A 13,470-nucleotide genomic window follows, 5' to 3' on the forward strand; every position below is an offset into this window, starting at 1 on the left:
GCGGGAAAATGCAAACCGCACTGACAATTCAGCTCGCACGAACAGCTATGCGCAAGGGGTACCGGCCACCGATGCCGCCGCCGGCGCCGGAAAGTCAGCTCTCCACTCCCCCCGACACCCGCCCCGTCAGCGCCGCCAGCGAGCTGCGGACGTGCGCCATGTGCGCCTGGACCTCCTCGCGGCCCTCCTCGTGCTCCCGCAGCACGCGCTCGGTCTCGCGGACGATCCGCTCCTCGCGCACCCGGGCCTCCGACAGGATCTCCGCCGCCCGCGCCTCCGCGTCCTCCTGGCCGTGGCGGGCCGCCTCCCGGGTCTCCGCCAGCGCCCGGGACGCCTCCGCGAGCAGGGCCTCCGCCCGGTCGGTCAGCTCCTTGTGGCGCGCCTCCGACTCCGCCTCGGCCGCGGCGATCTCGGCCTCGGCGGCCTGGTGGCGCTCCGCGTGCTCCTGATCCTGGTGCGACAGCACACTCGCCGTACGGCTCCGGGTCTGCGCCATCGCGGTCTCGGCCGCCCCGCGCACCTCCTCGGCCTCCTTACGGGCCGCCGCGAGCACACCCTCCGCCTCCCGGACCGCCTCCGCGACCCGCTCCTCCGCCGCCGCCACGGCAGCGGCCCGCACCGCGTCCGCCGCCTCCCGCGCCTGGTCCGCCAGCGCGCGGGCCTCGGCGTCGGCCGCGTCCGCCAGCTCCTGCCCCGCCGCCTCCGCGTCCGCCCGCAGTGCCTCGGCCTGCTCCTCGGCCAGCGCCAGAAGGTGCCGCGCCCGCTCCCCCAGCTCCGCGTAATCCTGCTCCGGCAGCCCCGCCACGGTCTCCGCGAGCCGGGCCGCCTCCGCCGCCAGCTCCTGCGCCTGCCGCTCCAGCCGTACGACCTCGGCGAGCGCCCTCTCCCGCTCGGCGCTCCGCTCCGCCACCGCGCGGTCCACCTGCTCCGGACGGTAACCACGCCCCCGCACGCCGACGACGTCGAACGCGGACACCGGTCCAGCACTCATAGCCTGAAGCCCCTCTACGACATACGGATCACGGACACACGAAATACGGACACACAGACATACGGACACGCAGGCGCACACGGGTCTCCCCGCGATACGCCAAGGATGCGGCAATTGGGGCCGGAAGTCGGAATCGATCAGGCGCTTTCAGGACGGAAAGCGACCGGTGTCACACGCCCGGAACGCGGTGAGGCACCCGATCCGTCCCGGACCGGGTGCCTCGTACGACCTCTATCGGCCAGGGGTACGGATCAGAGCAGACCGTCCCACATCTGCTCCAGCAGCACCGACCACCAGCTCTCCGGCGACGCCAGCGCCGCCGGATCCAGCGCCACCAGCTGTGCCTGGAAATCGACGGTCCACCGCCCCGCCTGCTCCGGGGTCAGCCCGAACCGGAGCCGCCACATCCGGCCCAGCAGCGCCATCGACCGCACGAACTCCGGCAGCCCCGTGTTCACGAACTGCGGCGGGACCGGCTGACCGCCCGGACCCGCCTCCACCGGCACGGCCACGATGTTCGCCGTGCCGTACTGGACACAGATCGCGCGCCCGAAGTCCGTACCCATCACCAGGTACGACCCCGCGTCCGGCGCCGCCCGCACCTGCCGCTGCGCCGCCAGCTCGCCCAGCGTCGGCACCACCGGCTGCCCCGGCTGCGCCCAGAAGAACGGCCCGAAATCGGCGGGCAGACCGGCCCACACGAGGGTCCGCGCGACGATCTCCGGGACACCCTGGCGCGACACCGCGCGCTGGTCGAACCGCAGGATCCCCTGCGGACCGAACGCCTGGAGCAGTTCCTCGGCCACCGCCTCCGGCGGCAGCGCCGGGGCGGGCGGCATCTGCGGCAGCGGCGCCCGCAGCGGAGCCGGCCGCGCCGGGCCGTCCGCCACCTGGTGCAACTCGCCCTGGTGGGTGAGCAGATGCCGCATGCCCTGCTGACGGCTCGCGTGATCGGTACCGTACGGCGCCACGCTGGTGATCCGCACCTGCGGCCAGGTCTCCCGGATCATCCGGGCGCAGTACCCGCCCGGCAGCTCACAGGACTCCAGCTCCGTGTGCAGCTCGATCACCTGCTGCGGCGGCACGTTCATCGCCCGCAGCTCGTGCAGCATCTGCCACTCGGGGTGCGGGGTGCCCGGCGCCGAACGCCGGATCAACTGCTGCTCACTGCCGTCCGGCGCCCGGAACCGCAGCACGGCCTGGTAGCCGGGGCCCACGGTCGGCAGACCGGTGGGCTGCTGCGGATAGCCGTACGCCGGGGGCGGCGGGGTGTGCGGGCCCCCGGGCTGCGGAGCACCGGGCTGCGGAGCACCGGGCGGAGGTCCGGGAGGGCCCGGGGGGCCCGGCGGGCCGGGGGGACCCGGGACCGGGATCGGGCCGGAGTTCGCGAACATCGTCTCCGCGTGGTGCACCCCGCCGGGGGGCGGCGTGGAGCCGGGCGGAGGTCCGGGGGGCCCGGGAGGACCGGGAGGCTGCGGGGCGCCGGGGACGCCGGGAGGGCCCGGCGGGCGGGGCGGGCCCGAGGCCGGGACGCCCGCGCCGAGGCTGCTCCCGTCGGCGAACATCGTCGCCGCGTGGTGGACGCCGCCCGGAGGGGGCGTGGAGCCCGGCGGCGGGCCGGGAGGAGCGGGCGGGCCGGGCGGCGGGGTGGCGCCGGGCGGGCCGAGCTGGGAGACGAGCTGCGTCGGGATGTACCCGCCCGCCGGAGCGCCGGGCGCACCCGGGCCGGAGGGCGGCGGCGTCGCGCCGGAGCGTACGCCGGGGATGCCGGGCGCACCGGGCGGCGGCGGGGTCGTGGGACCCGCGCCACGGGAACCGCGCGGGGGCACCACGGCCTTGCTGGTGGCCGCGTCCGCGATGTCCCCGGCGCCCGAGGAGCCCTGCTCGGCGGGCTTGAGCGCGGGCGCCACCTGCGTACGCGGGAGCTGGCTGCCCCCCGACATCAGCGCGGTGGGCGCCTCCGCCGGCACCACCGGCGGCGGGGCCTCCTCGTCGTCCGTCCCGGACAGCGGCGGCGCGAACACCGTCGCGGGCAGCGGAACGGCCCCGTCGTCGGAGTCGGCGGAGTTGGTGTCCGTACCGGCCCACGGGGTCGCGTCGGCGGGCACGCCGTCGTTGGCGGTGGGCTCGTAGGCCGCCGCACCCGTATCGCCGCCCGCTTCCGGCCAGGAAGGTGCGGCGTCGGCGGGCTCATCCACCGGAGCGGATACGGGCGTTCCGCCGACCGCCTGGCCCGACGCGGAAGCCCCCGAAGCACCCGAAGCCTCCGCGTCCGCCTCCTTCTCCGCCGCGCGGCGCTCCGCCCGGTGGTCCGGGATGCCCAGCTTGTCCGCCGCCTCCTGGAGCCACTCCGGAGGCGTCAGCAGGAACGACGTCTGGTTCAGGTCCACCCGCTGCGGCGGCTCCGGCGCCGGGGCCGGCGCGCCCGCCGGAGTCCCGTACTCCTCCTCGTACCGCCGGATCACCTCACCCACCGGCAGCCCCGGCCACAACGTCGCCTCACCGCTGTCCCGGGCGATCACCAGCCGCTGACGGCCCCCGTCCGAGACGGGACCCTCCGCCCGGTCCTCGGCCCACACCACGAAACCCAGCTCGAACTCACGGACCCGGACCTCACGGTGCTGGTACGCGGGCACGTCACCGTTGACCCACTCGTCCGCCCGCTCCTGCGCCTGCGCGAAAGTCACCACCGCGCTCACCCCTCCACCGGGACGGCGCGCGCGAAGCCGCCGTCCACCATCAGGTTCGCCACCGTCTCCAGCTCCGGCGGGTTGCCCGCAAGCCGCTGGAGGAAGGCGTCGAAGTCCGCACCGCAGGGCAGCAACAGCCGCTCCACGCGCTCCTGCACGCTCCAGCCGTCCTGGTCCCGGGCATCGTCGTACGGGCAGAACCACACCGAGCCGACGTCCTGCCCGCGCACCTTCACGGCCAGGATCCCGCCCTGGACGAAGGCGACGCCCAGGTAATCCTTGGTGAAGTGGTCCCGCAGACACTTGTTCACGTACACCAGGTCGTTGACGGCCGCCTCGTCACGCACCGTGAAGAACGGCTGGTCCACCAGGAGCCCCAACTCGGCGTCCAGCGCGGCCCCCACGGGGGCCGAACCGCCCGCCGCTTTGAGGAAGGAACGGTAGGCGCCGGGCAGCCGGTAACCGAGGTCCTCCTCGACGCCCTGGATCTGCTGCTCGCTCACCGCGACCGCGCCCTTGGGCAGCCGGACATGCGCGGGGCGGGTCTCCTGCAAGGGGCGCGTACCGCGCCGGTCCTGGTCCACCTCGGTCGTCGCCAGACCGCCGTGGTGACGCAGCAGCGCCTTCACCTCGACCGGCACCAGCTCCATCCGCCGGCCGCCCGCCACGTGGTGCCAGGTCCAGCCGTGCGGCGTCGCGACCGCCTCGATCGTGTCCCACAGCTCATGGCCGGAGGCCGCCATCGCCGCGTTCGCCGACACGTAGTCGGTCAGCCGCAGCTCGTCCACACCGAACCCCTGCGGGGGGTCGGCGATCTCGGCGGCGGCCCGCGCGTACGGCGAGAAATCCGGATGGCCGCTGCCGTCCACACGCACACCCCTGGGGTGGCGGGACGCCCGGACCGGGTCCGGGAAGTGCACGACCTGCCCGGCGTAGGCCGCGTTCGGTGGCGCGGCTTGCTGCCCGAGCCGACCTGTCGTCATGGCGGTTGCCCCCTGCTGCGTCTGGTGGTTCCGCACAGCCTAAGCGGTGGGGCAACAGGGGTTCCCGCCCCGCCGGTTCCGTCACCAACGGTCACATTCGCGTGACGGTGAGGCGACGTTCCGGCACCTTCCGGCGACACGCGCACACGATTCCCCCACCCAGCTTCCCCACCACCCTGCACATTTGGCAGGCTGTCCCCGCAACTCGGGGGATTGCAGGGAGGGACGACCGCACCATGCATTCAGTACAAACCGTCACCCATGGCACATCAGGGGACCCGCGACTCAACTGGAGCAGCACCGAGACCAGCCACACGCCTCACCTGCTCCACCGCCGCGACGGGATCCTCCCCGCCGTGGCCGCCGCGCTGTCCGTACGCGGAGAGACACTCACCTGCACCGCCGGCAAGGGGGACCAGCCGCCGGCCCTGCACCCGCTCGTCCAGGACTTCCTCGACACCCTCGCCAGCGGCCAGCGCGAACGCTTCACCGGCCGCTGCCCCGAGGCCATACTGCTCTCCCGGCAGCTCACCGCCGTCGAGAGCGGCCGCTCCAAACGCGCCCAGCGCAAACCCCTGACCAACGGGGAAGCGCGGCGCGCGCTCAAGCACTCCCGGGTCACCGCCCGCCGCATCCGCGAGGACGGCGACCCGCTGCACGGCAGCTACGCGCCACCGTGCCGATCCTGTTCGGCGCTCCTCTCCCACTTCGGCGTACGCCCCGTCGACCTCACCACCACCGGCGCCGCGACCACCGCCGAGAAGGGCTGACCGCCCACCGATGCACGACCAGCAGCCGCACCCTCCGCACGTTCCGCACCTTCCGCCCCAGCAGAGGCCGCCGCACAACTCCACCCGCTTCCCCGTCGCCGTCGACGCCGCCCTGCGCGCGGCGGGATGGCAGCCCGGGCGCTGGGACATCCGGCAGGCCGAGGAGTGGGCCGACGCCCTGCGCGCCCACACCTCGCCCGCCGGGCACCGGCACGCGGTCTTCCCGGCGGCGGTGGAGGCCTGGGCGGAGTTCGGGGCCCTGCACATCACGGCGTCCGCACCGGGCCGGCAGATCGCGCCCGCCGCCGTCCGCATCGACCCGCTGCACGGGCTGCACCTCGCCCGCACCCTGGGCGACCTGGGCCGGGCCCTGGAGACGGAGGTGGCGCCGCTGGGGGCGGAGGGCGAGGAGCAGGCGGTCCTCGCGATCGACACCGAGGGGCGGGTCTACGGCATCGACCACACGGGCGACTGGTTCCTGGGCAAGGACATCGACGATGCCCTGGCCACGCTGATCACCGGCACACAACCACTACGCCTGACGTCCACCCCGACGGGGGCCTGACCCACTTCCAGCCCGTGGGGCGCCCACTTCAGCCCGTCCGGCGTTAGAGGACGGAACCCTTGCTGCGGGGAGCGGCGCCCTTTCCCTGTCCGGGACGTGATGGTGCTGGTTCGTCCCGAGCGACGGTTCCGTCCTCAAACGCCGGACGGGCTGGAATGTGGGCCGGAAGCGTCCGGGAGCACCGCCGACACCCGGAACCCACCCGCGTCCGTAGGACCGGACACGAACACACCCCCCAGCCCCAGCACCCGCTCCCGCATCCCCACCAACCCGTTCCCCCCGCTCGGCAACCCCGCATCCGCCACCGCCGCGTCCGAAGGACCGTTCTCCACCTGCATCGCGACCTCGGAACCCCGGTGCGCCAACCGCACCCACGTCTTCGCCCCCGCCGCATGCTTGTGCACGTTCGTCAGCGCCTCCTGCACCACCCGGAACGCCGTCTGCTCGACCTCCGGCGCGTACGGGCGCAGCTCACCGTCCACCGAGAGCTCCACCACCATCCCCGCCTGCCGCGACTGCGCCACCAGCGCCTCCAGCTCGCTCAGCCGGGGCCCGTCCTCCGACGCCGCCGCAGCCACCGCCGCGGCCGCCTGCGCCACCGACGCCAACGGAACCGCACCACCACCCCCCGCGGCCGGCGCGACCAACGCGTCCCCGCTCCGCAGCACCCCGAGCATCTCCCGCAACTCCGTGAGCGCCTGCCGCCCCATGTCCCCCACCAGCGCCGCGTTCCGCACCGCCTTCGCCGGGTCCTTCGGGGCGACGGCCTGAAGCGCCGCGGCATGGACCACCATCAGGCTCACCCGGTGGGCCACCACGTCATGCATCTCCCGCGCGATCCGGGTCCGCTCCTCCGTACGCGCCCACTCGGCCCGCTCCTCCGCCCGGTCCGCCAGCAGCGACAGCTCCCGCTCCAGCGAGTCGGCCCGCTCCCGCAGGCTCTCCATCAAACGGCGCCGGGCCCCTATGTACAGGCCGAACAGCACGGCCGGAGCCGTCAGCCCCACCGCCATGAACACCGACACCAGCGGCACATACCAGTCGCCCGGGCCGAAGTCGGCCTGCTCCGCCACGCTCTGCCGCAGCCGCACATAGGTGACGATGAACGTCCCCACCAGCGCCATCCCCGCCAGAACGACGGTGATCCGGCGCGGCACCTCGGACGCGGCCAGCGTGTACAGGCCCACCAGGGCCATCAGGAAGCCCATCTCGGCCGGCGTCATCGCGATCGTCACGAGCACCACGGCGATCGGCCACCGCCGCCGCACCACCAGCACCGAACCCGCCAGCAGCCCGAACACCACGCCCACCGACACCGGCAGCCCGGTGTTCCCGGCGAACTCCACCCCCTCCAGGCCACACTCCAGCGCCGAAACCAGCGCCAGTCCCACGTCCAGGGCGACACTCCGCCGCCGCTCCCACCACCAGTAGCCGCGGGTGGTCATTCCCGCCGCCTCCCGGTCTGCCCCCGTTGCGGTCATGGCATCCAGCCTACGGGCGGTCGCATCCCCTTTTCCGGTGACCGGCAACAGCACGTTCCGCGTTCGAACGTGCACGAAACGCACGCTGATCGCCTGAAATGGCGAATCGACCGCACTTTCGACCCGGACGTTCACATTCCGGACGACGATCACCGTATGACGGAAACCACAAGCAAGTACGCCGACTTCGAGGGCTTGCGCACCCAGGCGGTGGCACTGCGGAGAGAGGGCCTCAGCCGCCGCCAGATCCGCGACCGCCTCCACGTCGACAACAACGACCTCCTCAACCGGCTCCTGCAAGGCGAACCCGCCCCTGAGTGGACGAAGCGGCCCAACGCCAAGGACGATGTACGGGCGAAAGCCCGGGAGCTGCGTCTCCAGGGCATGACCTACGACCAGATCCAGGTGGAGCTGGGGTGCTCCAAGGGGTCGATCTCGCTCTGGGTACGGGACCTGCCGAAGCCGGAGCGCAGCCGTAGCGCCATCGAACAGGCACGCCTCGCGGGACGCATGCGTTGGGACCACGAGCTGGCGGTGCGTGACGCCGAGCGGCAGCGGACGAAGGCGGCTGCCCGCGACGAGACGGCGGCCATGTCGGACCGGGAGCTCTTCTACACCGGAGTGGCCCTGTACTGGGCCGAAGGCGGCAAGGACAAGGTCTATGACCGGCGGGAGAACGTCACCTTCATCAACAGCGACCCGAGCGTCATAGCCGTCTATCTGGCGTGGCTGGATCTGCTCGAAGTGGAGCGGGAGCGCCTCTCCTACCGCGTGATGATCCATGAGACCGCCGATATCCCGGCGGCCGAGCGCTACTGGGCCGACCTGGTCGGCATCGACGCGTCCGCGCTTCAGAAGACGACGCTCAAGAAGCACAACCCGAAGACGGTCCGGAAGAACGTGGGCGAGGCGTACCGGGGGTGTCTGGTCATCCGCGTCGCCAAGGGCGCCACGCTCTACCGCCGCATCGAAGGGTGGTGGTCGGGGATCGCCGAAGGGGCCACCTCCCGGCTCAAGGACGGTGATCGACCCGGTAGGGTTGAGGCGTGATCCGCCGTGGGGTAGCGGCATCCCGCAGGCCTTTGGAGCCTTGAGACGCTGGTTCGAATCCAGCCGGCGGAGCTCACGCATCGGGCCCCGACCACACCGGTCGGGGCCCGCCCCCATTCCCCGCCGAAACACCCCCGGTATCCTGCGGATGACCACCACCCGAAGCCGAAGGGCACATCCGTGAGCGCAACCAGCCCGGCAGCCGTCGTCGTCCTCGCAGCGGGTGAGGGCACCCGTATGAAGTCGAAGACCCCCAAGGTCCTGCACGAGATCTCCGGGCGCTCGCTCGTCGGACATGTCGTCGCCGCCGCCCGGGAGCTGGACCCCCAGCACCTCGTCGTGGTCGTCGGTCATGCCAGTGAGCAGGTCACCGCGCACCTGAACGCCGGCGACGCCCCCGTGCGCACCGCCTTCCAGGCCGAGCAGAACGGGACCGGGCACGCCGTCCGCATGGGGCTCGAAGAGCTCGGCGGGGCTGTCGACGGCACCGTGATCGTCGTCTGCGGCGACACCCCGCTGCTCTCCGGCGAGACGCTCGGCGCGCTCGCCGCCACCCACGCCGCCGACGCCAACGCGGTCACCGTCCTGACCGCCGAGGTCCCGGACTCCACCGGTTACGGGCGCATCGTGCGCGACGCCGCCTCCGGCGCGGTCACCGAGATCGTCGAGCACAAGGACGCCACCGACGAGCAGCGGGCGATCCTGGAGATCAACTCCGGGGTGTTCGCGTTCGACGGGCGGCTGCTGGGCGACGCGCTGGGCAAGGTGCGCACCGACAACAGCCAGGGCGAGGAGTACCTCACCGATGTGCTCTCCATCCTGCGTGAGGCGGGGCACCGCGTCGGGGCGTCCGTGGCGGGCGACCACCGCGAGATCCTCGGCATCAACAACCGGCTCCAGCTCGCCGAGGCGCGCCGGCTGCTGAACGAGCGGCTGCTGGAGCGGGCGATGCTCGCGGGCGTGACGGTGGTGGACCCGGCGTCCACGCTGATCGACGCGACCGTGACGTACGAGCGGGATGCCGTCGTGCATCCGGGGACGCAGTTGCTCGGGACGACGCGTCTCGGCGAGGACAGCGAGGTGGGGCCGAACTCCCGGCTCAAGGACACCGTCGTGCACCCCGGCGCCCGCGTGGACAACTCCGTGACGGACTCGGCCGAGATCGGGGCGGGGGCGTCGGTCGGGCCGTACGCGTATCTGCGGCCGGGGACGCGGCTGGGGGTCAAGGCCAAGGCCGGTACGTATGTCGAGATGAAGAACGCCACCATCGGGGAGGGGACCAAGGTCCCGCACCTGAGCTACGTCGGTGACGCGACCATCGGCGAGCACACCAACATCGGTGCGGCCAGCGTCTTCGTGAACTACGACGGGGTGGCCAAGCACCACACGACGATCGGCTCCCACTGCCGTACCGGTTCGGACAATATGTTTGTGGCACCGGTCACGGTCGGGGACGGGGTCTACACCGCCGCCGGGTCGGTCATCACGAAGGACGTCCCCTCCGGTTCGCTCGCCGTGGCGCGGGGCCAGCAGCGGAATATCGAGGGGTGGGTGGCCCGGAAGCGTCCGGGCAGCGCCGCCGCTCAGGCTGCTCAGGCGTCCGCGCAGGAAGCCGACGGCGAAAGCTGACCGGAAACAGGTGCGCCGGTGACGGCGTACCGTGATAGATGCTCACCCCATTTCGGCTGGCTCGTTGCACATCGGGACCTATGCGTGCAGCGCCAGATACACGTCTGAGGAGACTGTGCTGTGACCGGGATCAAGACGACCGGCGAGAAGAAACTGATGCTCTTCTCCGGCCGCGCCCACCCCGAGCTGGCCGAGGAGGTCGCACATCAGCTGGGTGTCGGTCTCGTGCCGACGAAGGCCTTCGATTTCGCCAACGGCGAGATCTACGTGCGCTTCCAGGAGTCGGCTCGTGGCGCGGACTGCTTCCTGATCCAGAGCCACACGGCTCCGATCAACAAGTGGATCATGGAGCAGTTGATCATGCTGGACGCGCTGAAGCGCGCGTCGGCCCGCTCGATCACGGTGATCGTGCCGTTCTACGGGTACGCCCGTCAGGACAAGAAGCACAAGGGCCGTGAGCCGATCTCGGCGCGGCTGATCGCGGACCTGATGAAGACGGCGGGTGCGGACCGGATCCTCACCGTCGATCTGCACACGGACCAGATCCAGGGCTTCTTCGACGGTCCGGTGGACCACCTGTTCGCGCTGCCGATCCTGGCGGACTACGTGGGTGCGAAGGTCGACCGTTCCAAGCTGACGATCGTGTCGCCGGACGCGGGCCGGGTGCGGGTCGCCGACCGCTGGTGCGACCGGCTGGACGCGCCGCTGGCGATCGTGCACAAGCGCCGTGACAAGGACGTGCCGAACCAGGTCTCCGTCCACGAGGTCGTGGGTAACGTCGAGGGCCGGGTCTGCGTCCTGGTCGACGACATGATCGACACCGGTGGCACGATCTGCGCGGCCGCGGACGCGCTGTTCGCGCACGGTGCGGAGGACGTCATCGTGACGGCGACGCACGGGGTGCTGTCGGGCCCGGCGGCGGACCGGCTGAAGAACTCGAAGGTGAGCGAGTTCGTCTTCACGGACACGCTGCCGACCCCGGGTGAGCTGGAGCTGGACAAGATCACCGTGCTGTCGATCGCGCCGACGATCGCGCGTGCGGTGCGTGAGGTGTTCGAGGACGGTTCGGTGACGAGCCTCTTCGAGGAGCAGGGCTGACCGGAGGAGCGGGGCTGACCGTCCCACGACGGTCCCTGTTGATCCACTTTGGGGTGCGGCCTCCCCGCCGGGTAGACTCAGCGAGTTGCTCGGCGAGGGAGGCCGTACCTGTGTGTACGGCGGTCCGTTATCGGCGCGCTCTTCGTAGCAGGCCTGTCGTGGGCCGGGTGACCGTTCGTGTTCCGTCTTCCGACGGCTCACCCATCTGACGAGGAGTGCAACCATGGCTGAGATCAAGCTCGCCACCGAGGTCCGTACCGAGTTCGGCAAGGGCGCCGCCCGCCGTATCCGTCGTGCCAACCAGGTTCCCGGTGTCGTCTACGGCCACGGCGCCGAGCCGGTCCACGTCACGCTGCCCGGCCACGAGCTGCTGCTGGCGCTGCGTACGGCCAACGTGCTGATCGGTCTGAAGATCGACGGCAAGGACGCGCTGGTCATCCCGAAGGCCGTCCAGCGTCACCCCCTCAAGGGCACCATCGAGCACGTCGACCTGCTGACCGTGAAGCGCGGCGAGAAGGTCCAGGTCGAGATCGCGGTGCACGCCGAGGGCGACCTGGCGCCGGGCGCCAACCTGCTGGAGTTCGTGCAGAACACGCTGCTCGTCGAGGCCGAGGCCACCCACATCCCCGAGTCCGTGACGGTCTCCGTCGCGGGCCTGGACGCCGGTGACTCGATCGTCGCCAAGGACATCGAGCTGCCCAAGGGCGCCACGCTGGCCGGTGACGAGGACGCCATCGTGATCCAGGTCGTCGCCGCGCAGGCCGAGGAGCCGACCGAGGACGAGGCCGCCGAAGCCGCCGAGACCGAGGGTGCCGAGGCCTGAGCCTCCCCCCTCACCGTCCCACCTGCTTCATCTGTTCCACCTGCTTCATCTGTTCCACCTGCTTGACTGACGGGGTGGTGGTTCCCTTCCGGGGAGCCGCCGCCCCGTTCGCCTGCCATCACCTGTTCCCGCACGAGGAGACCGAGCGCTGATGTCCGACGCCACCGACCCCTGGCTCATCGTGGGCCTCGGCAACCCCGGCCCCGAGTACGCGGCGAACCGGCACAACGTCGGGTTCATGGTGGCCGATCTGCTGGCGACGCGGATCGGCGGGAAGTTCAAGCGGGCGCAGAAGGCGCAGGCGCAGGTGGTGGAGGGGCGGATCGGTCCGCCGGGTCCGGGGAGCCGGCGGGTGGTGCTGGCGAAGCCGATGTCGTACATGAATCTGTCCGGTGGTCCGGTGACGGCGTTGCGGGACTTCTACAAGGTGCCGACGGACCATGTCGTGGCGGTCCATGACGAGTTGGACGTCGATTACGGGTCGCTACGGCTGAAGCTGGGTGGCGGGGACAACGGGCACAACGGGCTGAAGTCGATGACGAAGTCGATGGGTCCGGAGTATCACCGGGTACGGTTCGGGATCGGGCGGCCGCCGGGGCGGATGCAGGTCGCGGATTTCGTGCTGAAGGATTTCGGGTCGGTGGAGCGCAAGGAGCTGGAGTTCCTGGTGGACCGGGCGGCGGACTCGGTGGAGTGTCTGCTGGCGGAGGGGCTGGAGCGGGCGCAGAGCGCGTACAACTCCTGACCGCCGTCTCGCGCTCCTCCGCTGCGTACAACTCCTGACATTCCTGTCCCCCGTGGGGCGTTTTTCGGCCACAGGTTGACCGGGGGCTGTGCTCTGGCCAAGGATCTGCCCCCATGAAGCGGAGCTCTTCCCAGCGTGCGGCGCGCGTGGGCCGACGGACGGCGCTCGTGGGCCGACGGACGGCGCTCGTGGGCCGACGGACGGCGATGGGGCTGGTGGCCTTGGTGCTGCTGGTCGCGGGGGTGTGGTCGTCGTGGGCGACGGCGCACCATGTCGTCCTGGCCCAGGGGCGGGAGCACGGCACGTTGACGGTGACGGAGTGCGGTGAGGAGACCTGCACCGGCCGGTACGAGCCGGACGCGATGTCGCCGGCGCGGGCGCGGGTGGTGGTGGAGAGGTCGGTCGCGGCCGAGAAGGGCGATCGTTTTCCGGTGGTCGTGAGGCCCGGTACCGATGCGGTGGTCCGCACGGGGGTGCCGGGCCTTCTGCATGCCTGGATGCCGCTCGGCGGGGCGATGGTGCTGGCCGGGTTCGTGATCGGCGGCGGGCTGCGGATGCCGCGTACGGCGTGGGGGGTCGGAACGGCGGGGGCGGCCCTGCTGGTGGCGACGTTCGTCGCGCTGTAGCAGGGCCGCCCTGTGCCTT

Annotated in this window: 12 protein-coding genes and 1 tRNA gene; 9 read left to right on the forward strand and 4 right to left on the reverse strand. The window is 71.9% G+C overall.

The window, feature by feature from the left end; translation table 11 throughout:
- Window positions 1-94: 94 nt before the first annotated feature.
- From ACFWRT_RS20910 to ACFWRT_RS20920, 3 genes are all read right to left on the reverse strand, one after another.
- Window positions 95-991 (reverse strand): coiled-coil domain-containing protein, encoded by an 897-nt coding sequence (locus ACFWRT_RS20910; RefSeq protein ID WP_380952973.1) that lies wholly within the window; start codon window positions 989-991, stop codon window positions 95-97.
- A 251-nt stretch (window positions 992-1,242) separates the two neighbouring features.
- Window positions 1,243-3,690: an SUKH-4 family immunity protein gene (locus ACFWRT_RS20915; protein WP_380952972.1), complete on the reverse strand. Its 2,448-nt coding sequence runs from the start codon at window positions 3,688-3,690 to the stop codon at window positions 1,243-1,245.
- Window positions 3,687-4,664: an SMI1/KNR4 family protein gene (locus ACFWRT_RS20920; RefSeq protein WP_380952971.1), complete on the reverse strand. Its 978-nt coding sequence runs from the start codon at window positions 4,662-4,664 to the stop codon at window positions 3,687-3,689. The genes ACFWRT_RS20915 and ACFWRT_RS20920 overlap by 4 nt, the downstream gene beginning before the upstream one ends.
- Before the next feature lie 236 nt (window positions 4,665-4,900).
- Between ACFWRT_RS20920 and ACFWRT_RS20925 the strand changes: the two genes are divergently transcribed.
- A complete protein-coding gene (locus ACFWRT_RS20925; protein WP_380952970.1) occupies window positions 4,901-5,434 on the forward strand; it encodes a YwqJ-related putative deaminase in 534 nt (177 codons plus the stop codon).
- Window positions 5,435-5,444: 10 nt separating this feature from the next.
- The gene (locus ACFWRT_RS20930) at window positions 5,445-5,999 is read left to right on the forward strand and encodes an SUKH-3 domain-containing protein (protein ID WP_380952969.1); all 555 of its coding nucleotides are present in this window, start codon (window positions 5,445-5,447) and stop codon (window positions 5,997-5,999) included.
- Between the two features lie 134 nt (window positions 6,000-6,133).
- Here ACFWRT_RS20930 and ACFWRT_RS20935 read toward each other — a convergent pair whose 3' ends face one another.
- Window positions 6,134-7,480 carry a sensor histidine kinase gene (locus ACFWRT_RS20935; RefSeq protein ID WP_380952968.1) on the reverse strand — a complete coding sequence of 449 codons (1,347 nt, stop codon included), beginning with the start codon at window positions 7,478-7,480 and terminating at the stop codon, window positions 6,134-6,136.
- A 156-nt stretch (window positions 7,481-7,636) separates the two neighbouring features.
- Between ACFWRT_RS20935 and ACFWRT_RS20940 the strand changes: the two genes are divergently transcribed.
- The 7 genes from ACFWRT_RS20940 (at window position 7,637) to ACFWRT_RS20970 (ending at window position 13,451) form a co-directional block, all read left to right on the forward strand.
- Window positions 7,637-8,530, forward strand: coding sequence for a hypothetical protein (locus tag ACFWRT_RS20940; RefSeq protein ID WP_380952967.1), 894 nt, complete (start codon window positions 7,637-7,639; stop codon window positions 8,528-8,530).
- Window positions 8,531-8,602, forward strand: a tRNA-Gln gene (locus tag ACFWRT_RS20945).
- A gap of 108 nt (window positions 8,603-8,710) precedes the next feature.
- A complete protein-coding gene (glmU, locus tag ACFWRT_RS20950; RefSeq protein ID WP_380952966.1) occupies window positions 8,711-10,159 on the forward strand; it encodes a bifunctional UDP-N-acetylglucosamine diphosphorylase/glucosamine-1-phosphate N-acetyltransferase GlmU in 1,449 nt (482 codons plus the stop codon).
- A gap of 120 nt (window positions 10,160-10,279) precedes the next feature.
- Complete coding sequence (locus tag ACFWRT_RS20955) at window positions 10,280-11,257, forward strand: ribose-phosphate diphosphokinase (protein WP_018515674.1); 978 nt, start codon at window positions 10,280-10,282, stop codon at window positions 11,255-11,257.
- Between the two features lie 223 nt (window positions 11,258-11,480).
- Window positions 11,481-12,080, forward strand: a complete 600-nt coding sequence (locus ACFWRT_RS20960) for a 50S ribosomal protein L25/general stress protein Ctc (RefSeq protein ID WP_380952965.1) — start codon at window positions 11,481-11,483, stop codon at window positions 12,078-12,080.
- Window positions 12,081-12,231: 151 nt separating this feature from the next.
- A complete protein-coding gene (gene pth, locus ACFWRT_RS20965) occupies window positions 12,232-12,825 on the forward strand; it encodes an aminoacyl-tRNA hydrolase (RefSeq protein WP_380952964.1) in 594 nt (197 codons plus the stop codon).
- A 113-nt stretch (window positions 12,826-12,938) separates the two neighbouring features.
- Window positions 12,939-13,451, forward strand: a complete 513-nt coding sequence (locus ACFWRT_RS20970) for a hypothetical protein (protein WP_380952963.1) — start codon at window positions 12,939-12,941, stop codon at window positions 13,449-13,451.
- The last annotated feature ends 19 nt before the right edge of the window (window positions 13,452-13,470 follow it).

Source organism: Streptomyces cyaneofuscatus, assembly GCF_042718795.1.
GTDB lineage: Bacteria > Actinomycetota > Actinomycetes > Streptomycetales > Streptomycetaceae > Streptomyces > Streptomyces cyaneofuscatus_A.